We start from the raw sequence: 20,726 nt of genomic DNA, 5'->3' as shown, positions 1-20,726 counted from the left end.
TTCAATTGGCGCAGCCAAAAAAAACGCTGCAATGCGTTGAAAATTAAGCAATCCCTGACAGTTCGCCTATATTTTGTATCACCTGTCACGAAAGAGCCGGGATCAGGATGTGATACGCGATGGGCATCGGAAAGAAGAGAAAACAAAACAAGACTGAAAATTTGGTTGGCCAGTTCCGGACCGACGAAAAAGGCTATGCGTTGGCAATGACACTTGTGGCCTTGCCGCTTGTTCTTGCCCTCTCCGCGTTTGTCATCGATGGCTCTCGCGTTGCCAATCTGCATACCGATCTCCAAAACGCAGTCGACGCAATGGCCTTGGCGGGAGCCAGAGAACTGGACGGAGATGATGACGCCATTCAACGCGCTCAGGCAGCGATTGCAGCGATGAACAGCAATCAGGCCTGGTTCGGTGATAACGGGACCGCCCAGGGTATGGGATCGAAGGTCAATATCACCTATACAACAGCCGATGGTGCATCCAGCGATGTGACTGTTTCATTTCTCGGCGCTATCCCGGCGTCCGATGACACTGCGATTGGAAGTGGCGCCTGCGCTGCCACATCTTCCAATGGAACCGACTGCCAGGTTTTGGGCGCTTCGGATGCAACAAGATCAAACAACGCCTTATACGTTCGGGTTGTGGCAACGCCGCGCTCCATTCGTACCATTTTTCAATTTCCCGGCATCGGAAACGACACAGTTTCGATTACTGCGGAAGCTGTGGCAACCTACTCAGCTGTCGTTTGCGACATAACGCCGATCTTCATCTGCAATCCATTCGAAGACTATCAGGGCAATTCGCTGGCAAACGGTTCGACCTTCGCGCAGAATTTCGGGCAGGGAAATCTTTATGGTCGGCAGCTCAATTTGAGCTATGGGAAGAACGGGCAAGCCGGGCCTGGAAACTTCGGATTTCTGCGGGTCGATGGCAATGGTGCCAGCGCTCTGGCTCAGGCACTGGCAACCAGTTCACCCAGTTGCTATCGCAAGTCAGGACTGGATACCAAGCCCGGCGCTAATGTCGGTCCTGTGACCGATGGCATCAATACCAGATTTGGATTCTATCCAAATGGCAGCAAATTCCCCTCTTCCAATCAGGCCTATGCTCCGGATGTGAATGTCCGCGTCGGTCAATCACAAGGCACGAGCAACGGCAACGGTAAGGGAAACGGTAAGGGAAACGGCGGCGGTAACGGCGGCGGCAATAGCGGACCAAGTTGTACGGGCTACGATCCGGAAGACAATTCCTCGAGTTATGAGTCACTTGCGTTTCCCGAAGGCGACACCGAGATCGATATGGGTGGCGGAACCATATCCGGCAGCAGTGACTGGGATATCGAGACCTATTGGGACATTGCCCATGGCGGTTATGCCAGTGCGCCCGACACCTCGGGATATTCGGCTCCTGCCCTTCCCGTGAGCATTCCACAAAGTTTTCCAAATCTGCCTAATGGAACCAATGCGTCACGCTACGACGTCTATAATTACGAGATTGACAACAATCTGGTTGGCGATGCGTCACCCAATGGTGAGACCGGCGTGGCCCAGTGCCAGGCTCCCTCTGTTACTTCCGAGGCTGATCGCAGAATTATTTTCTCGGCCATCGTGAACTGCAAGGAATATGAAGATGACCTGAAAGGCGCGGCGACGAACATCCCGGCCGAAGGCTTTGCGAGAATGTTCCTAACACGGCCGGCCATCGCCCAGGGGAATGATCGCACGATTGCCATGGAAATCGTGGACATCACAGGAACGTACGGTTTGGGCACATTAAGCGATTTCTTCCGTGAAGAGGCTGCGTTGGTGCGATGAGACGAGCTATTCTCCCAAACACCCGCGTGCGTCGCTTTCGGACATCAGACGATGGTGCTGCCATGACCGAAGCTCTGGTGGCTTTGCCAGTGCTGATTCTGCTCACTGTCGGTGTTCTTGAATTCGGATCTCTCTTCTGGCAACGCGAGCAGATTGAAACCGGCCTGCGTGATGCCGCGCGTTACATGGCGCGCTGTCGTCACGATACCGCGATTTGCGAGACCGTGGCGCGAAATCTAGCCTATTACGGATCAGTTGCAGCACTGGCAAATCCCCGTGTTCCAGACTGGGTTCCCGCAGGCTCCCCGATCAGCTTTTCCGAGGCAACAGGAGCTACCCAGACAATTGTAACTGCATCGACAACCCATCAGCTTGTTAACTCGCCATTATTTTCAATTCTTGGAATTGACGAAATAACAATCACTTCCTGGCACAATCAGCGGGTGATCGGATGGTGAGGCCTGCACGTATGCGCAAATTCTTTAGTCAGCAAAGCGGAACCGCTTTGACAGAGGGAGTGATAATTTTTCCGATTATGGTTCTGGCTGTTGCAGCCTGCGTTGAATTCGGTTTTCTTCTTCATCAGTGGAATACGGGTGCCAAGGCCATGCAGTTGGGTGTCCGCAAACTGATTGTTTCTGACCCGGTTACACCGGACTTTTACAGTGTTTTTTCATTTGACGATTCACAGACAGGAGGCCTGATAGCACCCAATGCGGGGGCTGTTTCGACCTGCGGTGCCAACACAGGCGTCACCTGTAATGCAGCTCTCATGCAGCGTATTGTTTCCGGCAGCGGCAGCTGGCAGGGCCTGCAGGCTTTTTTTCCAGCGCTGCAGGTGGACGACATCACGGTCACATATCAGTTGAACGGTCTGGGATATCAGGGGCGTCCGGATGGTCCGGTTGTCAGCGTGCGGATGGAACTTGCGCGCAACGCCATCAATCTTCCGATCACCAGTGCCATCCTCGATCTGATAGATATTTCCTTTCCGTCCTTTGCAGTAACAGCCACATCTGAAGATCTGCAGAGTTGCCCGGATGGGTGCTCTTAGGATGGATAAGTTTTTGGAGATCAGCCTATGAGTTCGGTCCCTGCCGTAATCGGACGCTCGCACGTTCTGATGTATTCTCAGGATGAGCAGTCCAACAAGATGATGGAAAGTGTCTTTTCGTCATTGTCGTCCTATGAGCTGACAAAATGCACCCTGCAGGAGTTGGGGGAAAACGGGCGCGTCGATCCCGAAGGATTCGACATTGCGATCCTGGATGTGGGTGACGGATCCGCGCTTGATGATCCCGCATTTCTAAAAATGCGCAGCAGTCTTGGCAAATTGTCTGTCTTATTTATCTCTGATGAGCTGAACCAGGAGCGCATTCGTCAACTCATCAAGCTGGAGGGCGCAGACTGGCTTTCCAAACCATTGAAACAGCGTGCACTGATCGACACTGTCAGCGCCATCACGCAGCGTCAGAAGTCAGGCGGCAATAAAGTCCATGCGGTTGTTTCGTGTGGCGGGGGATCAGGTGGCACGAGTGTTGCCATCATGATGGCCCATTACCTCAGCCGCCGTCGAAAGCGGTCACATACGACCGGTGCCCTTTTTGATCTGGATTTTTCAAAAGCAGATGTCGGGGCCTATCTGAATGTTGAAAATGCGTTCAAACTTGAAAGCGTGATCGGGAAATCAGAACGCGTTGATCTGGAATTCATCGACGTGATCAAAAAGACACATGAATCCGGCTTCACATTATTCTCTTTTGAAAGCCCACAATTGACCTATTCGGAACTGGCTTCCGAACTGGTTCTCAAAATGCTCGACCTCGTCAGTTACCGGCATGATCACACTGTCCTTGACCTTTCCTCCTACATGACGCGCTGGCAGCCCACGATCCTGTCTGCCGTTGACACGGTGACGATTGTTTCCGGCCCTTCTCTGCCCTCCCTGCAACGGGCCAAACAAAAGCTGAAACAGATCACCGCCCTTCGCAACAGCGAGGCAGGGATCCGCGTCGTTACCAACCGTATCAAGACCGGTTTTTTTGGATCCCAGTTTGGCAAAAAGGAACTTACGAAGCTGTTTGATTCATCCATCCTGACCATCATACCGGACGAGCAACAGATTATGATGGAAGCTTTGAACCGCGGGATTCTTCCCAGCGAAGTCAATCAGCGCTCTACTTTCTGCTCCCGCGTTCAGGAAATGACAGACTCCATTATTGAAGAGGTCAGGTGATGATACACACGTCGAAACTGTTGAAGAATTTTGCGTATATTCTGGCCTGCCTGACGCTGGCCCTTGGGTTGTTGAGCCTTTCGCCAAATCCGGTTGAAGGTGCCTCCAACAAAATTCCGCGCACACATGGTCCGGCTACCAAAGTACGTATGCAGCTTCAAACGGGAGAGATATCCGGTACGATCATCATATCCAATTCGGCCAGAACGCTGGATGTGGTGCAGGATCGTAAAACGGTCGTCCGCTACAAAATAGGCATCGGACGGGAAGGTTTTACCTGGACCGGAACAGCAGTGGTTGGCCGCAAAGCGGAATGGCCGACCTGGCGCCCCCCGGCAGAGATGCGTGCAAGGCAACCCGGTCTGCCAGAAACGGTGGTTCCAGGGCCACACAATCCGCTTGGCGCACGCGCGCTCTATCTATTTCAGAATGGTAAAGACACCCTTTACCGAATCCATGGCACAAATGATGCCAGTTCCGTCGGTGGTGGTGTGACATCCGGATGCTTCCGGCTCAGCAACTCTGATGTCCTGGATTTGTACGCCAACATCCCGACCGGAACCAAAGTGATTGTCCGCAACTGATTGCGGGGAATAATTGGTGCTGTCGAGAGGAGTCTATTATGAACGAAAGCGTTCTGGGACGGTTTTTCAGCCCCGCAAAATCAGTAGAGACAATTGAAAACCCGCTTGATGGCGCGCGGGGAGAGGATGCGCGTAGTGAGGCCAAGAGAGCTTCGCACAAGGCCCCTTCAGTCCAGAAACCGAAACAAGATGCTCCTGCGCCTGAAGCGCCCGATCCCGGCATTGATGAAGATCAGCAAAACATGGTTGCGATGCGTGTTGCATTGCATCGCTATCTTCTGGACGAGATCAATCTCAGTGTCCTGGACACAATGTATACGGAAGAGTTGGTTGATGAAATCCGGCCATTGGTCCGGGACTTCATCAAAAAGAACCAGTTCCCGCTCAGCGCGCCTGAATTGGATGCGCTTATTCTGGATACGACCAATGAGATGCTCGGCCTTGGCCCGCTGGAACCGCTTTTGAAGGATGATACGATTGCTGACATTCTGGTCAATAGTCACGAACAGGTTTTCATCGAGCGCTATGGCCAGCTTGAATTGACGGATATACGCTTCAAGGACGAAGACCACCTGATGCGGATCGTCAACAAGATTGTCTCGGCTGTCGGACGGCGGGTTGATGAATCCTCGCCGCTGGTTGATGCCCGCCTTCCTGATGGGTCTCGCGTAAATGTGGCCGTCCGGCCAGTTGCGGTTGATGGCCCCATGGTGTCAATTCGCAAATTTTCTCGGCGGCCTTACACGCTGGAAAGACTGGTTGACAGCGGATCCATGGCCGACGCGATGCGCGTCTTGCTGTCTGCTGCGGTAAAAGGGCGGAAATCCATTATCATTTCCGGCGGTACAGGCTCCGGTAAAACGACCATGCTGAACGCGCTGTCTTCGCAGATATCAAACTCAGAGCGGCTGTTGACCATTGAAGATGCTGCCGAATTGCAATTGCAACAGGTGCATGTGTGCCGACTGGAAACAAAACCTGCCACGCTTGACGGGCGCAATGAGGTTCGTCAGCGCGAATTGCTGAAAAACGCGCTTCGCATGCGCCCGGACCGGATCATTGTCGGTGAGGTGCGCAGTGAAGAAGCCTTTGACATGCTTCAGGCCATGAATACGGGCCACGAGGGCTCCATGTGTACGGTTCACGCCAACACGCCGCGCGACTCTATTTCACGCCTTGAGCAAATGGTCGGCATGGCCGGAATGCCGATGACAATCAAAAGCGTTCGCCAGCAGATTGCCTCCGCAATTGACTTGGTTGTTCAGGTCGAGCGTATGCATGATGGATCACGTAAACTGACCTCGATTGCCGAGGTCACCGGCATGGAAAATGATGTGATCCAGATGCAGGAAATCATGGCTTACAAGAAGCAGGGCCTTGATGATAATGGCAAGGTGAAAGGTATGTATTACGCCACCGGAATCCGACCCCGCTTTCTTGAAGAGATAGCCGAAATAGGACTTTCGGTTCCAGAAGACCTGTTTGACCCGAGCCGGGAGCTGATGTAGGCGCATGTCGATATATCTGGTCTATTTCGCTGTTTTTGTCTGCGTGCTGGTTGCCACGGACACGATTTTGCGCACCGTTCGCAATCGGCTTCAACGGCGCAGCTATATGAACCACCGTCTCAGTCTGATTGAGCAGGATGCTGATCGCAATGCTGTGTATCGGAATCTGCTGAAGGAACGCGGCATTGACGCGGAAGACCAACAATCGTTCAGCAATTATCTGAACAAGCTGTACATACAATCCGGACTGCGGCTTAGTTTCACCCGTATCACGTCCTATTTGGGACTGGTTGCGGCCTTCTGCTATCTCGGACTGGCATATCTGGGATATGGCGGACTGCTTGGGATCGCCATTGCAGCCATGCTCGCAGCGGCTGTGGCGCTGGCTTTTGTATTCCGGGCCAAAGCCAGCAGGGTGAAGAAGTTCACCGCGCAACTTCCTGAAGCCATTGACATCATTATCAGAAGTTTGTCCGCAGGACACCCGCTGCCGATCTCCATATCGCTTGTTGCAAGGGAAACGAAGGATCCAATCGGATCCGAATTCGGAATCCTGTCCGATGAACTGACCTATGGCGTCGATGTTGATGTCGGAATCCGCAATATGGCGGCCAGAGTCGGGGCTGAAGAGCTTAATCTGCTGGCCATCTCACTCAGCGTGCAGAAAGGCTCCGGAGGTAATCTGGGTGAAATTCTGACCAACCTTGCTGATATGATCCGCAAGCGCGTGATGATGAAATCGAAGATCAAGGCAATATCCGCAGAAGGCCGCATGACCGCATGGTTCATGCTCGGTTTTCCGTTCTTCCTGTATGGCATTATACGATTGTTGAATGCAGATTATTTTACACCATTGTGGGAAAGTGGATACGGAACACATTTTCTTGTGGTGTCGGGCGTTTTGCTGACCGTGGGAATGCTCGTCATCCGCAAAATCATCAATTTTGACTATTGAGCACCCCATGTCTGAAAACCTCATTCTTCTTGCAACCTTTGTCTCCGTCCTCATTGTCGCGGCGGTCTTCATCGGCTTTTTCAACTCCCGTCACCAGATCACCACACGGTTTGACGCCGAGACAGAAGAGAAAAAGGAAGATGACATTGAGGTGCCTCAGGATATCCGCGGCCTCAGCATAAGCGAAGCCACGCTTGTCAAGAATTACTACTCGGTTGTTCGCGCTGACAAGGACCCGAACTCGGTCAACAACCGGTTGGTTCGAGCGGGATACTTCCACTCCGGCGCTACGCGGACCTACCATCTCATAAGAGTGGCTTTGTCCCTGATGGGTTGCAGCCTGATCATGTTTGGTGTTCCGTTTTTTGCTCCAGAGTTGCCGCAATCCTCGTTGTTGCTGGTTGCTCTCATTTTCGGGGCACTGGTCTTTGTCATCTGTAATATAGTGCTGGAAAAAATTGGCGACTCCCGCGAGACCGATTACCGGCGTTTGTTTCCTGATTTCATGGATACGCTGATTGTCTGCGTCGATGCCGGACTAAGCGTCGAGGCGGCGGTTGACCGGGTTTCAAAGGAATTTCTCAAATCCAGCAGCAAGAATTTCGGGCTTCATCTGGCCATGATGATGCTGGAAGTGCGGGGCGGCAGACGCTTACGGGATGCTTTGTCAAATCTGGCAGACCGTCTGGGCATCGACGAAGCCAAATCGCTTTCGATTTTGTTCCGGCAATCCGAAGAATTAGGTGCCAGCGTCACAAAAGCCTTGCGTGTGTTCAGTCAGGAAATGCGTGAAAAGCGTATGATCTCGGCCGAAGAAAAGGCCAACGCTCTACCGCTTAAAATGCTGTTTCCGCTGGCCCTGTTTCTGTTTCCGATCAGTATTCTGATTGTTGCTGTACCAATCATCATGAAAGTTTTGGGTGTGTTGCAGAGCCTTGGTACCTGACGGCTCTCTATTCTACCGATAGACTTTGCGTTCCATTGTTCAACCAAACAGCGTATGCGCCTACACAGCCAAGCGTCATGAAAATGGATTCGCCACCATCTTCGGCAATTATCAATACTCCGTAGAGTGCTTTTGAAACCGCCGTGCCAGCATCCGTGTCCTGAAAATAACTTGCCGAAGACACCAGATCTATTCCAACGCCGCATACCACAAGGCCCAAAACGACAAGCAGGAAAAACCCGCTTCCAGCAACAACATCTGCAGCTGTGCGCTGCGCGCCAATGATCAGAAGAGCGATGCCTGCTACGCCAAGCAGTGCATAAATCGACAGTTCACCAATGTGATGCGCCTCGATACCGCTAATGGAATGGAAGGGCAAAAACGCAGCGACCCACTCGCCGCCATATTCGTGCAACTGCAACATGTCATCGGCCAACAGCAAGGTAAAAACGGCTGCCCAACTCCACCAGACAGGCTGCCCGGTCCGTTTGAACGTAATGAACAAGAACGCAGCAACCAGAGCTAACTTTGCGTAGCCAAAAAATTCCGGAATGCTGTAATCTGCGGCAAGGCTCCACATTTGCGGGAATTTTTCGGGGTTCTCGCTGACCACCTGCTGAACGCCATAGAAGACAAAAATTCCAATGAACAGAAGGTCTATGACCAATAGGCCAATCAGAATTTTCAATGCCTGTGGTGAACTTGGAATCAAGCTGACCCAGGTTCGCAGGCTCCTCCGTGAAAACAGAATGCGCCGATAATCTAGTAAAAATTCGGACGATGGAACTGAATATGACATGGCGGTACAATTACGCCAATTCTGATTGTGCTTGTTAACATTTGTGAAACCATAGTTAATCCGGCTTCTTTTTCCATAGACGGAATGGGCAAATGAATTTTGCCACAAATTCCGAAATTTGGCTGGATTCAAATCGGCAAGGTCGATCAATATCGCACGCCAGCAACGGATTGAAGCTTTGCCAAGAGCGTGCTTCAATCATCGAAAATAAACTGAGAATCTATCGGGAGGCGTGTATGGACGAAGAGATCAGAGCTTATGTCAGGACGACCAAACAACGGCTGAGGTCGCTACAGGATGTGACAACTGCTTTTCAGGATGTTCGGAATCATGTCTGCCGGGATGTGGATGCGATCAGCAAGCGAGCCGCAAGCGGGCAATCCACAATTCCTGAACTGAGCTATGATCATATCCGTGATGGCAAAGTTTCTGACACGCTGCGGCACGACATTCGCCAAAGTGGCGCCGCCATTATCCGCGGCGTTTTTCCGCGCCAGCAGGCAGAAGACTGGAATGCTGAACTGGGCGCTTATATCGAAGACAATGATTATGTGACCAAGGCCAAGGAAAAGGCGGGGCTGGACAGTTATTTCAGTGCACTGGATGCGGGCTCTCCGCAAATTTTTGGACTTTATTGGTCAAAGCCGCAAGTCATGGCGCGGCAAGCGGAAAGCATGGCCAGAACAAAACAGTTTCTCAATCGCCTGTGGGATGTCAGTGGACCAATGGGCCAGGAATTCAATCCTGATCAGGATTACGCCTATGCTGACCGAACGCGTCGTCGCCGCCCGGGTGATACAACCCTTGGCCTGTCTCCACACATGGATTCAGGCTCATATGAACGATGGGTGGACCCTGCTTATCAGCGTATTTACGGACCAGTGTTTGAAGGCTCCTGGCAGGATTATGATCCTTGGAAAGCAACGTTCAGAACACAGACACGCGAGTTTTCTTCCCCCTCAGTGTGCTCCATGTTCCGTACTTTTCAAGGTTGGACAGGTTTGACAAGTCAGGGTCCGGGCGACGGTACGCTCAGCCTGATCCCATCAGCCAGAGGCATTGCCTACTTTCTGCTGCGAGCGCTGCAGGATGATGTGCCGGAGGATGATTTGTGTGGTGCAACGCCGGGCCGGGCGCTCTCTGCCGACCCACAATGGCATGCGGATATTCTTGGAGGGCTGGTTTCCATTCCGGTCGTAGAACCCGGCGATACGGTCTGGTGGCATCCCGATCTGATCCATTCTGTCGCGAACGCCCATACGGGCACCGATTTTGCCAATGTGATCTACATTGGCGCATCGCCTAAATGTGCGAAAAACGAAGCCTATGCGCGCCGACAGGCTGTACATTTCATGGCCGGTAAAAGCGCTCCGGATTTTGCCGCAGAAGATTATGAAGTTGATTTCAAGGGGCGCGCTACGATTGATGATCTGACCGAGCTTGGACGACGCCAGATGGGCCTGTGATGATTTGCTTTCCATGCGTGCTGAGGTCTGACTGACTGGCAGATTTTCAAACATTTACTCAATCCGGAACAAATTCCGTTCAATTGGCTTTGCGAAAACGGAGCTTCTCGTGTAGCAACACTTTTGTATCTCTTGCTGCAATGCGGCATTCAATCGGGAGCAGATAATGCAAAAAGTTTTCAATTCAGCGGAAGAGGCCCTGGATGGGCTTCTGTCCGACGGCATGTTTATTGCGGCAGGAGGTTTCGGTCTTTGCGGCATTCCGGAATTACTGATCGCCGCCATTCGTGAAGCCGGTGTCAAAGATCTGACAGTTGCCTCCAACAATGCCGGTGTCGATGATTTCGGCCTTGGTTTGCTGTTGCAAACGCGCCAGGTCAAAAAAATGATCTCGTCCTATGTGGGTGAAAATGACACCTTCATGCAGCAATATTTGTCCGGCGAATTGGAACTTGAATTCAATCCACAGGGAACACTGGCTGAGCGCATGCGCGCCGGTGGTGCCGGCATCCCGGGTTTCTATACAAAAACCGGTGTTGGCACGGTGATTGCCGAAGGCAAAGACCACAAGGATTTTGACGGCCAAACCTATATTCTGGAACGCGGAATTGTAGCGGACATCTCCATCGTCAAAGCCTGGAAGGGTGATGCCCAGGGCAATCTGATTTATCGAAAAACGGCCCGCAACTTCAATCCGAATGCGGCGACCTGCGGTAAGGTCTGCATTGCCGAAGTTGAAGAGATTGTGCCGGTTGGCAGCCTCGACCCGGATATGATCCATACGCCCGGTATTTTCGTGAACCGTCTGATTGTCGGCCAACATGAAAAACGGATTGAACAGAAAACCGTACGCGCGGCTTAAGGAGAGCAATTATGTGGGATCGCAATCAAATGGCTGCCTGCGCGGCTCGCGAGCTGGAAGACGGCATGTATGTCAATCTGGGTATTGGCATTCCTACTCTGGTTTCAAACTACATTCCGGACGGTGTGGATGTCACGCTGCAGTCGGAAAACGGCATGCTTGGCATGGGCCCGTTTCCAACCGAGGAAAACCTTGATCCGGATCTGATCAATGCGGGTAAACAGACGATCACGCAGTTGGATCGGACCAGCTATTTTTCTTCAGCGGACAGCTTCGGCATGATCCGGGGCGGCAAAATTGACATGGCCATTCTCGGAGCCATGGAAGTTGCGGAAAATGGTGATCTGGCCAACTGGATGATACCCGGCAAGCTGGTGAAAGGCATGGGCGGCGCCATGGACCTTGTTGCCGGTGTGAAACGGGTGATCGTCGTCATGGACCACACCAACAAGAAGGGCGAAACCAAGCTCCTGAAAGAATGTACACTTCCTCTGACGGGTCAGGCAGTGGTTGACCGCATCATCACCAATTTTGGTGTGTTTGATGTCGTTGAGGGCGGCTTGAAAATTGTCGAATTGGCCGAAGGTGTTTCTGAGCAGGATGTTCGGGACAAAACCGAAGCTGCCATTGTTGGCTAGAACCTGATATTCGCGTCGGGTTCCTTTTGATCCCGACGCCTGTTTTGCAGTTCAGTTGCGTGGTTCCAGTTTTCGAATTGCGGCTATCACGGCTTCCGGCAATGCTGTGTCGACACCTTGCGGTGCTGCATCCAGTGCGCTGAAAACATCTTTTTCCAAAATTTCAATTGTGTTGTCTTGCGCGTAACCGTCGCGGGCAAATTCAATGGTATCAAACGCACTGGCAAACCAGTTCTGACCGGAACTCTTGTCGATGAGTTGTAAAAGGCTCTGTTCGTCAAGATCCAGTTTGTCAGCCCAATCCAGCACAAGGCGGGTCATGACTGTAGATGATGCCGCGAGCAGATTGTTCAATACTTTTGCGCTCATGCCAGACCCGAAGCTGCCCATTTTATGGAATGATGTTCCCATAGCTTCAAATAGTGGCATCAGCGGCTGCAGGTCAGCGTCACTGCCACCCAACATGAAGGACAGCCGCTTCTCCTGCGCTGCAATTGCGGCTCCGGACATGGGTGCATCGATAAGGCTTATATGCGCGGGCACCTGATCGCGCAGTGCGCGCACATAGCTCGGTGACAGGGTAGAGGCAATGATGATCGTATTGAGGTTCGTCGCAGTTTTCACGAGCGCCTGATCGTCAAACAGCAGGGCATCGGTCTGGTTGATATTCCGGACGACCGAGACAAGAATTTCAGTGTGGTCGGCAAAATGACGTGCGTTATCTGTCACCGCTCGGGCAAAATCTCCATAGCTTTGTGGCGAACGGATATCAAATCCCAACGCGTCAAAGCCAGCGCTACGCAAAGCGGCCAGCATCGGCTCACCCATGCGCCCGCAGCCGGCTAATCCGATTTTTGATTGTGTCACTGCAGTTGCCCATTCTCTCAATGTCGGTTCGGCACCTGACGATCTCTTATCATCAAACCTACCGCAGAGTTATGGCAAAATGGATGCAGCGCTGACCGAGCGAGTTTGTATGACAGAGGCGCACAGGCCAACTGCAACTCGAATAGATAGCAGTTTCAGGCATGCGCTAGATTTCTGACCTCTGGTAGCTCTGAGGTGAGACCTGGGAGATTCTCGGAGCAAATCAGAGAATGGCGACAGTGGGTTCAATCTGAGTGTGATGGTTGCTCACAAATTGGGCGCCACCGTCTGGCTTGTCCCGGCGGTCTACTTCGATGCTAACCCTGCGTGCACTGCCAGGTAGCGTTTACAGGCTGACGGCAAAACACGGCAGGTGAGGCGTGTGTATCAACAGATGCAAGCTTAGTTTTGCTGTCCATCGCGGCAAGGCCGTGGGCCAAACCAAATGAGAAGTCCAAAACAGCGTATTGTCCCAGCATCAGCGCCAAAACCATTCCGAGCACAGGAAATTTCATATCAGCCTCCGACAAATTGAACGTGTCCGCACGAGTCTGTGCGGACGTTGATCGGTTTCTACAGATAACAACTGATAAACCGGCTAAAGGTTGCATTTTGATTTAATGCAACACCTTATGGTTTTATTTAGGTTGTGTTAACCAAGGCGTGGGCTATTGGTTTTCTGATGCTTTTTTCATCTGATCTTCTGGCTGATCTTGTGGCAGATAAAGCGAAATTGAGAGCAGCGACTCCAACGTAAAGTAGGATCTGAGTGCGCGGAACAGCACATATTCCGGCAGGTATAAAAGCGCTCGGATACGTCGGTTAAGCAGGCAGGCAATAATAGCCATAACAGCGGGCATTCCGATCAGCACTGCCAGAATGGCCTGCCAGACCAGCGCGCTGGAACTGTCGAAAGCGGTGGCGTATTCGATCAGTCCAAAACACACGAGGGGCAGCATCATGGCGCGTCTGGCAGAGTTGATCAGCATGAAGGGCAGCATCAGTTTACCGCGCACAGACGGCCACCAGCGTTCCAGATAATCCGCATTGCGTGCAGTCACATGATAGACAGAGCGAAACCAGCGCATACGCTGCTCACGCAAATGCCTGAAGGTGGCGGGTACTTCAGACACGAATTTCACCGCTGGATCAATCTTCACCCGATATCCGGATTCTCCGATCGCCAGAGACATATCCGTGTCCTCACCATTCATACCAGAGGCGAATCCGCCCAGGCGCCTCGGCAATTCCGTGCGATACACCGCGAACATTCCAGCGACACCAACCACGGCCCGGATCGGATACAATGCGACCTGATAAAAACCGTGCATGAGAAGTGTTTCCACCAGGCGCGCGTGGTCAAACTGGCCTGTGCCCGGTGCCAGCGGCAAACCGCCAACGACGCCCATATCAGCGTCTTTGAAATGGCGCATCGCGCGCAGCAATGAGGTTGCTTCCACCTGTGTATCGGCATCAATGCGAACAAAGAACTCGGTTCCAACAAGATCCAGACCGCGATTGAGTGCGTGGGCTTTTCCCGGGGTTGGTACATCCACCACACGCCCCGACACGAACTTGCAAGACGACAGTGCGATGCGCGCAATTAAAGGCGTTGCATCGGTTGAATTGTTATCCAGGATCAGGATCGTGACCGGGGCGCCGTAGACCTCAACGGCCTTGTCGATGTTGCCGATCGTCTGACGCAGAATATGCGCTTCATTATGGGCGGGAATGATGATGGTCAGCGGCGGCCTGAAATCGACCCGATTGAACGCCAGCTCCTTGAGCCGGTTGATGGCGTAAAGCGAAACAAAGAACAGCGGGAAAAACAAAAAAACCCCTGGTCCAATTCCTCCCATAAGAGCCAGCAGACGGAACTCCATGATGCGCTCCGGTGTGACGATGGAAATCCAGGATGCCAAAATGGCCGACGTCAAAAAAACCAGGAAAAACAGAAACACTGGCCGGATGACCGACTGCCGGACATAGACCCGCTCGCGCTTTGGTGGCATGTTTCCAAGCCGCAAAAGAGCGTTGGAAAAAACTTAGAAACCCACTACTCCGCTGATGATTTCAATGAGCGACAGGGGGTAGAGAAATCCGAACACGCTGTGGTTGATGATGTTGAAAATATCAAACACAGCGCAATAGACGATGTATTGCGCAATGACATAAAGCCCGAAGCGGAGGCGCTGCAGCCTACCACCTGCCGCAAAGACCGAAAATGCCACCATGAAACACAGAACAAAAACACGTACCGGGATCGAATGCGTGCCGGTATAGGGAGAAAAGTTGAGATCATCATTGCGGAAGTTCTCGTTTAGAAAAGGGACTTCGTTGATGATTAAGAGGCTTCCATAGCTCAACGCACAGAACAGCAGAATGACACCGGGCGTTCTCCACATGGACACGCGCGCAGACAGGCCAGCCGGTGCGCTGTCTGTGGACCAGAAGTCACTGTGTAAAAAGGCGTCGGTTAATCGGGTAGCCAAATGTCAGTCCGCCTGTGCGCCGCCAGTCGCCTCCCCAGACGTTTCTATGAACAGAAAAACTGCGCTGTCGTAAATCGGAAGCCTGCTGGTCGTCAGTTGCCCGGCTCCTACTGGAATGATCTGATAAGGTGCCTGTGCGGCCGACGCACCATCGGTTTCAGTTACGATCCAGTATTGCTTGCTGGTGTCGCTCAGATCCACAGCTGCCAATCTCTTCTGAAGCCCGGCTCTATCGGTAATGTCCAATCTGGTCGGTATCGCCGCAAGCTCTTGCGCACTGGTTTCAACCAATGTGTCCTGAGGCAGAACATAGGCAACAAGGCTGCTTGCAAGGGCTGCCTGGGCGCTGCTGAGCTGAGGCTCTGCAGTCATGGAAATGCGGTCCGGCTCACCCAGCGCCCTAACCGCATGAATAGGAATTTGGGCACTTGTAACAGCCTCACCTGACAATTTCGTCTCCGGCAGGATCTGGGCAGCAACTTCCAGGCCGGGATCACAGATTGAGTTTGTAATATCTGTCGTCAGCAGAACAACGGCAATCTCATTGTCAGGCAACTGCAATTCTGCGGGCAGACGAATTATTCGTTCAAAGACATCCGACCCGGTTTCCAGCTGATAGCTGGTCAACAGATTATTGTTCAACAAAACCCGCACCAACCAGTCTGCACCAACCAGTCTGCACCCTCCAGCTGGTTGCTGGTTTTCAAAGCCAGACGCATTTGTGAAGGCGCGCTTCCAGCGCGGCGCTCGGTCAGATCATAGTTCAACCGCCAACGATGGCTGCGGAAAAAGGTGCGTGTGCTGCCGTCATCCAAAATTGTGTTTTCATCTGCCGGAAGAGCGCTCAAAGGTCCGGACAAAAGATCGGCCAGAGACAGGGTCGTGTCGCTGGCAAAGCTGGTGACAGCGAGGTTCGGATCTTTGATGGTCAACCGACCGGTTTGATTGTCATAGACCAATTCCTCAGCCTGGCTTCGATCTACGGACAAGATCTGGACGGGAGCATTCTCTGCGTCTGGTTGCGGAAAAAACTCAACATTATGTTGCAACTGTTTCAGACGCGCAGCCAACAAGAGACTGTCGGCGCGCTGGACAGCGCCATCGCTTGCCTGCATGTAAAACCGGGCTGGTTTTGCATCTGCCAGCCAGATGTCCAGAGGATCTGAAAGCGCTTCAGAATGAGCCAGTTCAACGCCGCTTTCGGGCAGAACATCGACAACAACGCTGCAGCTCGGCCGGCTCGGGCAAACGCCCAAAAAGCATCCCCCTGCACTGTCAAGGAAACCACCAAGCGTGGCCTTCCCAAATCTTCCGGGGTCAGTCCCAGCAACAGAATACGCCTGTCTTCGCCGATTTTCAGGACCAAATCGGCGCGCCTCGTTTTGTTAACAGACACACGCAAGGTTCCAACGCCACTTTCGGCCATCTGTGTTGACAGGCTCAACCGCAAACGACCTTCGGTCAGGGTTACTTTACGTGGCAGCGGAATGATGATTTTGGCAAAAGAAGGAAAGCCGGATAATGCCTGCCAGCCAGAGTCCTGCATACCAACAAAACTTGTGTGCTCAAACAGGTCCGACCACTTGGCGGGACTGTTATCCGTCAAGCCTGCAGCCGGTGTGGCCTTGTTTGATCCGCTTACCAATTGCTGGGTGTGTCTCAAAAACCCCGGGTTCTGAGACACGACAAGCGAAATGCTTATCAACGCAAAAGCCAATGCAAGGAGCAGAAAAATACGCATCAAACAAAAATCCTTGTCGGTGCCCGGACGGGGAAAACATGTCCGTTAACACCAGGCTTATTTATAAATTTTACCGTGCTGACAAATCCTCGGTTAGCTGAAGAGGATCTCCCCGGCGGGTCACCCACTCCGCCGTACTTGGAATTGTGTTGATGTCACAGCGGTCCCGATAGGCCTGACAAATCTCCATCGTCTCGGTCAGAATTCCATCCTTGAGCAGAGTTGGCTCAAATCCAAGTTCCACGAATGAATCATTGCTCGCACGCAACTCGTTTTCTGCCATTTCAAGGCGCGGGTTTTCCAATCGTGCAATTTCCGCACCGGTAATTTCACCCACGATTTCCGCAAGGTCCCTGACCCGGTGGTATTCCGCAATCTGGTTCCTGATCCGGACCATTTCTCCGGCACCTGGCGGGTTTTTGACCGCAAGTTCAATGCAATGCACCGTGTCCTCAATATGAATGAAAGCCCGTGTCTGGCCGCCAGTGCCATACACGCTGAGTGGATAGCCGATGGCCGCCTGCACGAGGAAACGGTTTAGGACGGTGCCATAGTCACCATCATAATCGAAGCGATTGATCAGACGTTCATCAAGACGGGTTTCGCTGGTCTGCGTGCCCCACACAATGCCCTGATGCAAATCGATGATGCGCAGTCGGTCATTCTTGGCGTAAAATTGGAACAGCAACTGATCCATTGATTTCGTCAGGTGATACACACTGCCCGGATTGGTCGGATAGAGAATATCGCGTTTGTGCATTCCGCCATCATCGGTGGGAATCCCAACAGTCACATAGCCTTCAGGGAGGGAGGCTTCCGCGGTGTCGTAGCCATAAACACCCATTGTTCCCAAGTGAACGATGTGGGTCTCAAGACCGGCCTCAACCACAGCAACCAGAGGATTGTGGGTGGCCTGGATATTGTTGTTGACGGTGTAGCGTTTCTGCGAAGGGCCCTTCATGGAATAGGGTGCGGCCCGTTGTTCTGCGAAATGGACAATCGATTCCGGCTTGTGCTGCATCAGCAATGCCAGCAACGCCTCATGATCGTTTGCTATGTCGATGTTTTCGAACCGGACGACCTTGCCTGTTACATCTTTCCAGGCGCGCAAACGGGTTTCCACATCCGCAATCGGCGTCAGGCTTTGTGTCCCAAGCTCGACGTCAATTTTACGCCGCGACAAATTGTCCACAATCGTTACGTCATATCCCTGGTTCGACAAATGCAGAGCCGTCGGCCACCCACAAAATCCGTCCCCCCCCAAGCACGAATACTGAAGGCGAAGCCGTCATACCCCATTCCCCGCTTATTACTTAAGGTTTAGTAAACAGGAATTAGGGCAGCGCTCTGTCCAAGACAAGGGAAAATTGGGAAAAACATGTCAACATCCTGCTTTTAAAAGCAGAAAAACCGTCAAATAAAAATCAAGGACTTATGTACATTGCTGATAAATGCTATTTAAAATAGAAAAATTTCAATTAAATCAAACGGGGAACTGATCGTCGAGGGAATAGCCAGCACCGCGAACAGTCCGAATTGGATCTGTCGCACGGCCCTTATTTATAGCCTTGCGGAGGCGCCCAACATGTACATCCACTGTACGTTCGTCAACATAGACATCATGGCCCCAAACACCATCCAGCAATTGTTCCCGCGAGAAAACACGTCCTGGGCTTTGCAGGAAGAATTCCAGAAGTTTGAATTCGGTGGGTCCCAGATGAATTTCGCGTGTCGCGCGATGAACCCTGTGCGTTTCCCGGTCCATCTCCAGATCGCCTGCCTGCAGCAATCTTGAGACCACCTGCGGCTTGGCTCGCCGGAGCATGGCTTTCACCCGCGCCATGAGCTCAGGCACAGAAAACGGTTTGACGACATAGTCGTCGGCGCCAGTGGACAGTCCGCGAATGCGCTCGGTTTCCTCACCCCGGGCTGTCAGCATGATGACGGGCAGATTGCGGGTTTCATCCCGCGCCCTCACCCTGCGGCAAAGCTCGATCCCCGACAGGCCCGGCAACATCCAGTCCAGCAGCAACAGGTCAGGAACGTTTTCTCGCAGTTTCAGTTCTGCCTCGTCACCACGATCAGAGACATCTACGTGATAGCCTTCACTTTCAAGATTATAACGCAAAAGCAGACTGAGGGATTCCTCATCCTCGACCACTAAGATGTTTGGCGCTGCCATTACTGCGTCTCCATGATGTGCTTACAGATTTTCATTGTTTGCGTATCAGGACTTGGGCCGGGGTTGGTCTGGAACCTGAATTGCGCTGTTGTCGCCCTTTGGCCGCTCGTCTTCCAACTGGACACCGGTCACCTTGTAGATAACCGTTTCCGCAATGTTGGTTGCATGATCACCAATGCGTTCCACATTTTTCGCGCAGAACAGCAGATGGGTGCAAAATGAAATATTGCGCGGATCTTCCATCATATAAGTCAGAAGTTCGCGGAACAACGAAGTGTACATAGCGTCAATTTCATCGTCATTCTGCCAGACAAGCTCTGCCTCATCCACATCCCCGGCCACATAGGCGTTCAGAACCTTGGTGAGCTGGGCCTGGGCAAGCTCGGCCATATGCTCGATGCCATGGATGAGCTTCGACGGCTGAACCATGCCTTCGATGGCAATCGCCCGCTTGGCAATATTCTTGGCCAGATCACCACACCGTTCCAGATCATTTGATATGCGAAGGGCTGCAATGATTTCGCGCAAATCCGAAGCCATTGGCTGGCGTTTGGCAATTGTCAGGAATGCATCTTCTTCGACCTGGCGCTGAAGTTTGTCCAGATCCTTATCGTCAGCAATCACCTTGCGGGCCAAAACGGCGTCTGCACGCAAAAGCGCATGCAGGGCATCCACAATCATACCCTCTGCGATACCACCCATTTCGGCGATATACCTTGCAAGGGTCTGAAGTTCCTCATCATAGGCGGTAACTGTATGATCAGCCATTGTTCTATCCTTGCTTGGGTTCGACGCTAACCGAACCGGCCGGTAATGTAATCCTGGGTCCGTTTGTCCGTCGGATTGGTAAAAATATCGTCGGTTACGCCTTCTTCCACCAGCGTGCCAAGATGGAAAAAAGCGGTTCGCTGAGAAACGCGCGCGGCCTGCTGCATGGAGTGCGTTACAATCACGATGGTAAAATTCTGACGCAACTCATCAATCAGCTCTTCCACTCTGGCTGTGGCTATCGGATCAAGCGCTGAGCAGGGTTCATCCATGAGGATCACCTCAGGGCTCACCGCAATGGCGCGCGCAATGCAAAGACGCTGCTGCTGCCCGCCGGACAGCCCGGTTCCCGGTTCATCAAGACGGTCTTTGACCTCTTCGAAAAGGCCCGCCTTTTGCAGACTTTCAACAACGATTTCCTCAAGTTCTGACTTATTGCGCGCAAGGCCATGAATTTTTGGGCCATAGGCCACATTCTCGAAGATGGATTTGGGAAAAGGGTTGGGTTTTTGAAACACGATGCCCACGCGGGCACGCAATTCAACAACATCTACTGACGAGCCATAAATATCGGTTTTGTCCAATGTGATGTTGCCCTTAACCCGGCAGATATCAATTGTATCATTCATGCGGTTAAGACAGCGCAGGAATGTGGATTTACCGCAGCCGGAAGGTCCGATCAGCGCCGTAACCTGATGTTCAGGCACTTCCAGATCCACATCGAAAAGTGCCTGTTTCTCACCATAAAACACATTGACCTTCTCGCCCTTCATCTTGATGTACGGCGAGAAGGTCAAATCGGTGCTTTCATTATCGGTAGTCATGATCTGAGCGGAAGCGTCCATGTCATGAGATCCTTTCATACGAG

23 protein-coding genes are annotated in these 20,726 nt (G+C 52.3%); 11 read left to right on the top strand and 12 right to left on the bottom strand.

Translation table 11 applies throughout. The features are described 5' to 3' along the window. Window positions 1-119 precede the first annotated feature (119 nt). From RAL91_RS06670 to RAL91_RS06635, 8 genes are read left to right on the top strand one after another with little or no spacing between them, the layout of a single operon-like run. On the top strand, window positions 120-1,814 hold the full coding sequence (locus tag RAL91_RS06670; RefSeq protein ID WP_306260788.1) for a Tad domain-containing protein: 1,695 nt from the start codon (window positions 120-122) through the stop codon (window positions 1,812-1,814). Continuing rightward, window positions 1,811-2,272 carry a TadE/TadG family type IV pilus assembly protein gene (locus RAL91_RS06665; protein WP_306260787.1) on the top strand — a complete coding sequence of 154 codons (462 nt, stop codon included), beginning with the start codon at window positions 1,811-1,813 and terminating at the stop codon, window positions 2,270-2,272. Before RAL91_RS06670 ends, RAL91_RS06665 begins: the two co-directional genes overlap by 4 nt. Window positions 2,273-2,283: 11 nt before the next feature. Next, window positions 2,284-2,868 (top strand): TadE/TadG family type IV pilus assembly protein, encoded by a 585-nt coding sequence (locus RAL91_RS06660; protein WP_306260786.1) that lies wholly within the window; start codon window positions 2,284-2,286, stop codon window positions 2,866-2,868. Window positions 2,869-2,895: 27 nt separating this feature from the next. Further along, window positions 2,896-4,050: a hypothetical protein gene (locus tag RAL91_RS06655; protein ID WP_306260785.1), complete on the top strand. Its 1,155-nt coding sequence runs from the start codon at window positions 2,896-2,898 to the stop codon at window positions 4,048-4,050. Beyond that, window positions 4,050-4,634 (top strand): L,D-transpeptidase, encoded by a 585-nt coding sequence (locus tag RAL91_RS06650; protein ID WP_306260784.1) that lies wholly within the window; start codon window positions 4,050-4,052, stop codon window positions 4,632-4,634. Before RAL91_RS06655 ends, RAL91_RS06650 begins: the two co-directional genes overlap by 1 nt. 38 nt (window positions 4,635-4,672) lie before the next feature. After that, window positions 4,673-6,142 carry a CpaF family protein gene (locus RAL91_RS06645; protein WP_306260782.1) on the top strand — a complete coding sequence of 490 codons (1,470 nt, stop codon included), beginning with the start codon at window positions 4,673-4,675 and terminating at the stop codon, window positions 6,140-6,142. A gap of 4 nt (window positions 6,143-6,146) precedes the next feature. Beyond that, entirely contained in the window at window positions 6,147-7,097 is a 951-nt protein-coding gene (locus tag RAL91_RS06640) for a type II secretion system F family protein (RefSeq protein ID WP_306260780.1), read from the top strand. A gap of 7 nt (window positions 7,098-7,104) precedes the next feature. Continuing rightward, complete coding sequence (locus RAL91_RS06635) at window positions 7,105-8,043, top strand: type II secretion system F family protein (RefSeq protein WP_306260778.1); 939 nt, start codon at window positions 7,105-7,107, stop codon at window positions 8,041-8,043. Window positions 8,044-8,050: 7 nt separating this feature from the next. Here the strand turns inward: RAL91_RS06635 and RAL91_RS06630 are convergent, their stop codons facing one another. Further along, on the bottom strand, window positions 8,051-8,755 hold the full coding sequence (locus RAL91_RS06630) for a hypothetical protein (protein WP_306260776.1): 705 nt from the start codon (window positions 8,753-8,755) through the stop codon (window positions 8,051-8,053). A 323-nt stretch (window positions 8,756-9,078) separates the two neighbouring features. Between RAL91_RS06630 and RAL91_RS06625 the strand changes: the two genes are divergently transcribed. The 3 genes from RAL91_RS06625 (at window position 9,079) to RAL91_RS06615 (ending at window position 11,808) form a co-directional block, all read left to right on the top strand. Further along, window positions 9,079-10,308, top strand: coding sequence for a YbiU family protein (locus RAL91_RS06625; protein ID WP_306260774.1), 1,230 nt, complete (start codon window positions 9,079-9,081; stop codon window positions 10,306-10,308). A gap of 166 nt (window positions 10,309-10,474) precedes the next feature. Next, window positions 10,475-11,170, top strand: a complete 696-nt coding sequence (locus tag RAL91_RS06620) for a CoA transferase subunit A (protein WP_306260772.1) — start codon at window positions 10,475-10,477, stop codon at window positions 11,168-11,170. An 8-nt stretch (window positions 11,171-11,178) separates the two neighbouring features. Further along, window positions 11,179-11,808 (top strand): CoA transferase subunit B, encoded by a 630-nt coding sequence (locus RAL91_RS06615; protein WP_306262820.1) that lies wholly within the window; start codon window positions 11,179-11,181, stop codon window positions 11,806-11,808. A 51-nt stretch (window positions 11,809-11,859) separates the two neighbouring features. On the opposite strand, the gene RAL91_RS06610 is transcribed toward RAL91_RS06615, so the two are convergent. The 11 genes from RAL91_RS06610 to pstB form a co-directional block, all read right to left on the bottom strand. Further along, window positions 11,860-12,675, bottom strand: a complete 816-nt coding sequence (locus RAL91_RS06610; RefSeq protein ID WP_306260770.1) for an NAD(P)-dependent oxidoreductase — start codon at window positions 12,673-12,675, stop codon at window positions 11,860-11,862. Between the two features lie 317 nt (window positions 12,676-12,992). After that, window positions 12,993-13,190, bottom strand: coding sequence for a hypothetical protein (locus RAL91_RS06605; protein WP_306260768.1), 198 nt, complete (start codon window positions 13,188-13,190; stop codon window positions 12,993-12,995). Window positions 13,191-13,343: 153 nt separating this feature from the next. Further along, window positions 13,344-14,687: a glycosyltransferase family 2 protein gene (locus RAL91_RS06600; RefSeq protein ID WP_306260766.1), complete on the bottom strand. Its 1,344-nt coding sequence runs from the start codon at window positions 14,685-14,687 to the stop codon at window positions 13,344-13,346. A 33-nt stretch (window positions 14,688-14,720) separates the two neighbouring features. After that, a complete protein-coding gene (locus tag RAL91_RS06595; RefSeq protein WP_306260764.1) occupies window positions 14,721-15,167 on the bottom strand; it encodes a hypothetical protein in 447 nt (148 codons plus the stop codon). A gap of 3 nt (window positions 15,168-15,170) precedes the next feature. Next, entirely contained in the window at window positions 15,171-15,812 is a 642-nt protein-coding gene (locus RAL91_RS06590) for a hypothetical protein (RefSeq protein ID WP_306260762.1), read from the bottom strand. Then, window positions 15,806-16,156, bottom strand: coding sequence for a hypothetical protein (locus RAL91_RS06585; protein WP_306260760.1), 351 nt, complete (start codon window positions 16,154-16,156; stop codon window positions 15,806-15,808). Before RAL91_RS06585 ends, RAL91_RS06590 begins: the two co-directional genes overlap by 7 nt. 65 nt (window positions 16,157-16,221) lie before the next feature. Continuing rightward, a complete protein-coding gene (locus RAL91_RS06580) occupies window positions 16,222-16,908 on the bottom strand; it encodes a hypothetical protein (protein ID WP_306260758.1) in 687 nt (228 codons plus the stop codon). 70 nt (window positions 16,909-16,978) lie between these two features. Continuing rightward, window positions 16,979-18,172 carry an NAD-dependent epimerase/dehydratase family protein gene (locus RAL91_RS06575; protein WP_306260756.1) on the bottom strand — a complete coding sequence of 398 codons (1,194 nt, stop codon included), beginning with the start codon at window positions 18,170-18,172 and terminating at the stop codon, window positions 16,979-16,981. Between the two features lie 219 nt (window positions 18,173-18,391). Beyond that, on the bottom strand, window positions 18,392-19,090 hold the full coding sequence (gene phoB / locus RAL91_RS06570) for a phosphate regulon transcriptional regulator PhoB (protein WP_306260754.1): 699 nt from the start codon (window positions 19,088-19,090) through the stop codon (window positions 18,392-18,394). A 45-nt stretch (window positions 19,091-19,135) separates the two neighbouring features. Further along, complete coding sequence (phoU, locus tag RAL91_RS06565; RefSeq protein ID WP_306260752.1) at window positions 19,136-19,858, bottom strand: phosphate signaling complex protein PhoU; 723 nt, start codon at window positions 19,856-19,858, stop codon at window positions 19,136-19,138. Between the two features lie 26 nt (window positions 19,859-19,884). After that, window positions 19,885-20,682 carry a phosphate ABC transporter ATP-binding protein PstB gene (gene pstB, locus RAL91_RS06560; protein WP_306262819.1) on the bottom strand — a complete coding sequence of 266 codons (798 nt, stop codon included), beginning with the start codon at window positions 20,680-20,682 and terminating at the stop codon, window positions 19,885-19,887. Window positions 20,683-20,726: the final 44 nt, after the last annotated feature.

The sequence above is a fragment of the Pararhizobium sp. IMCC21322 genome (genome assembly GCF_030758295.1).
In the GTDB taxonomy this organism is placed as follows: Bacteria; Pseudomonadota; Alphaproteobacteria; order Rhizobiales.
Note: the sequence above shows the minus strand (reverse complement) of the source record. Positions and strands in the feature narration are given on the sequence as shown.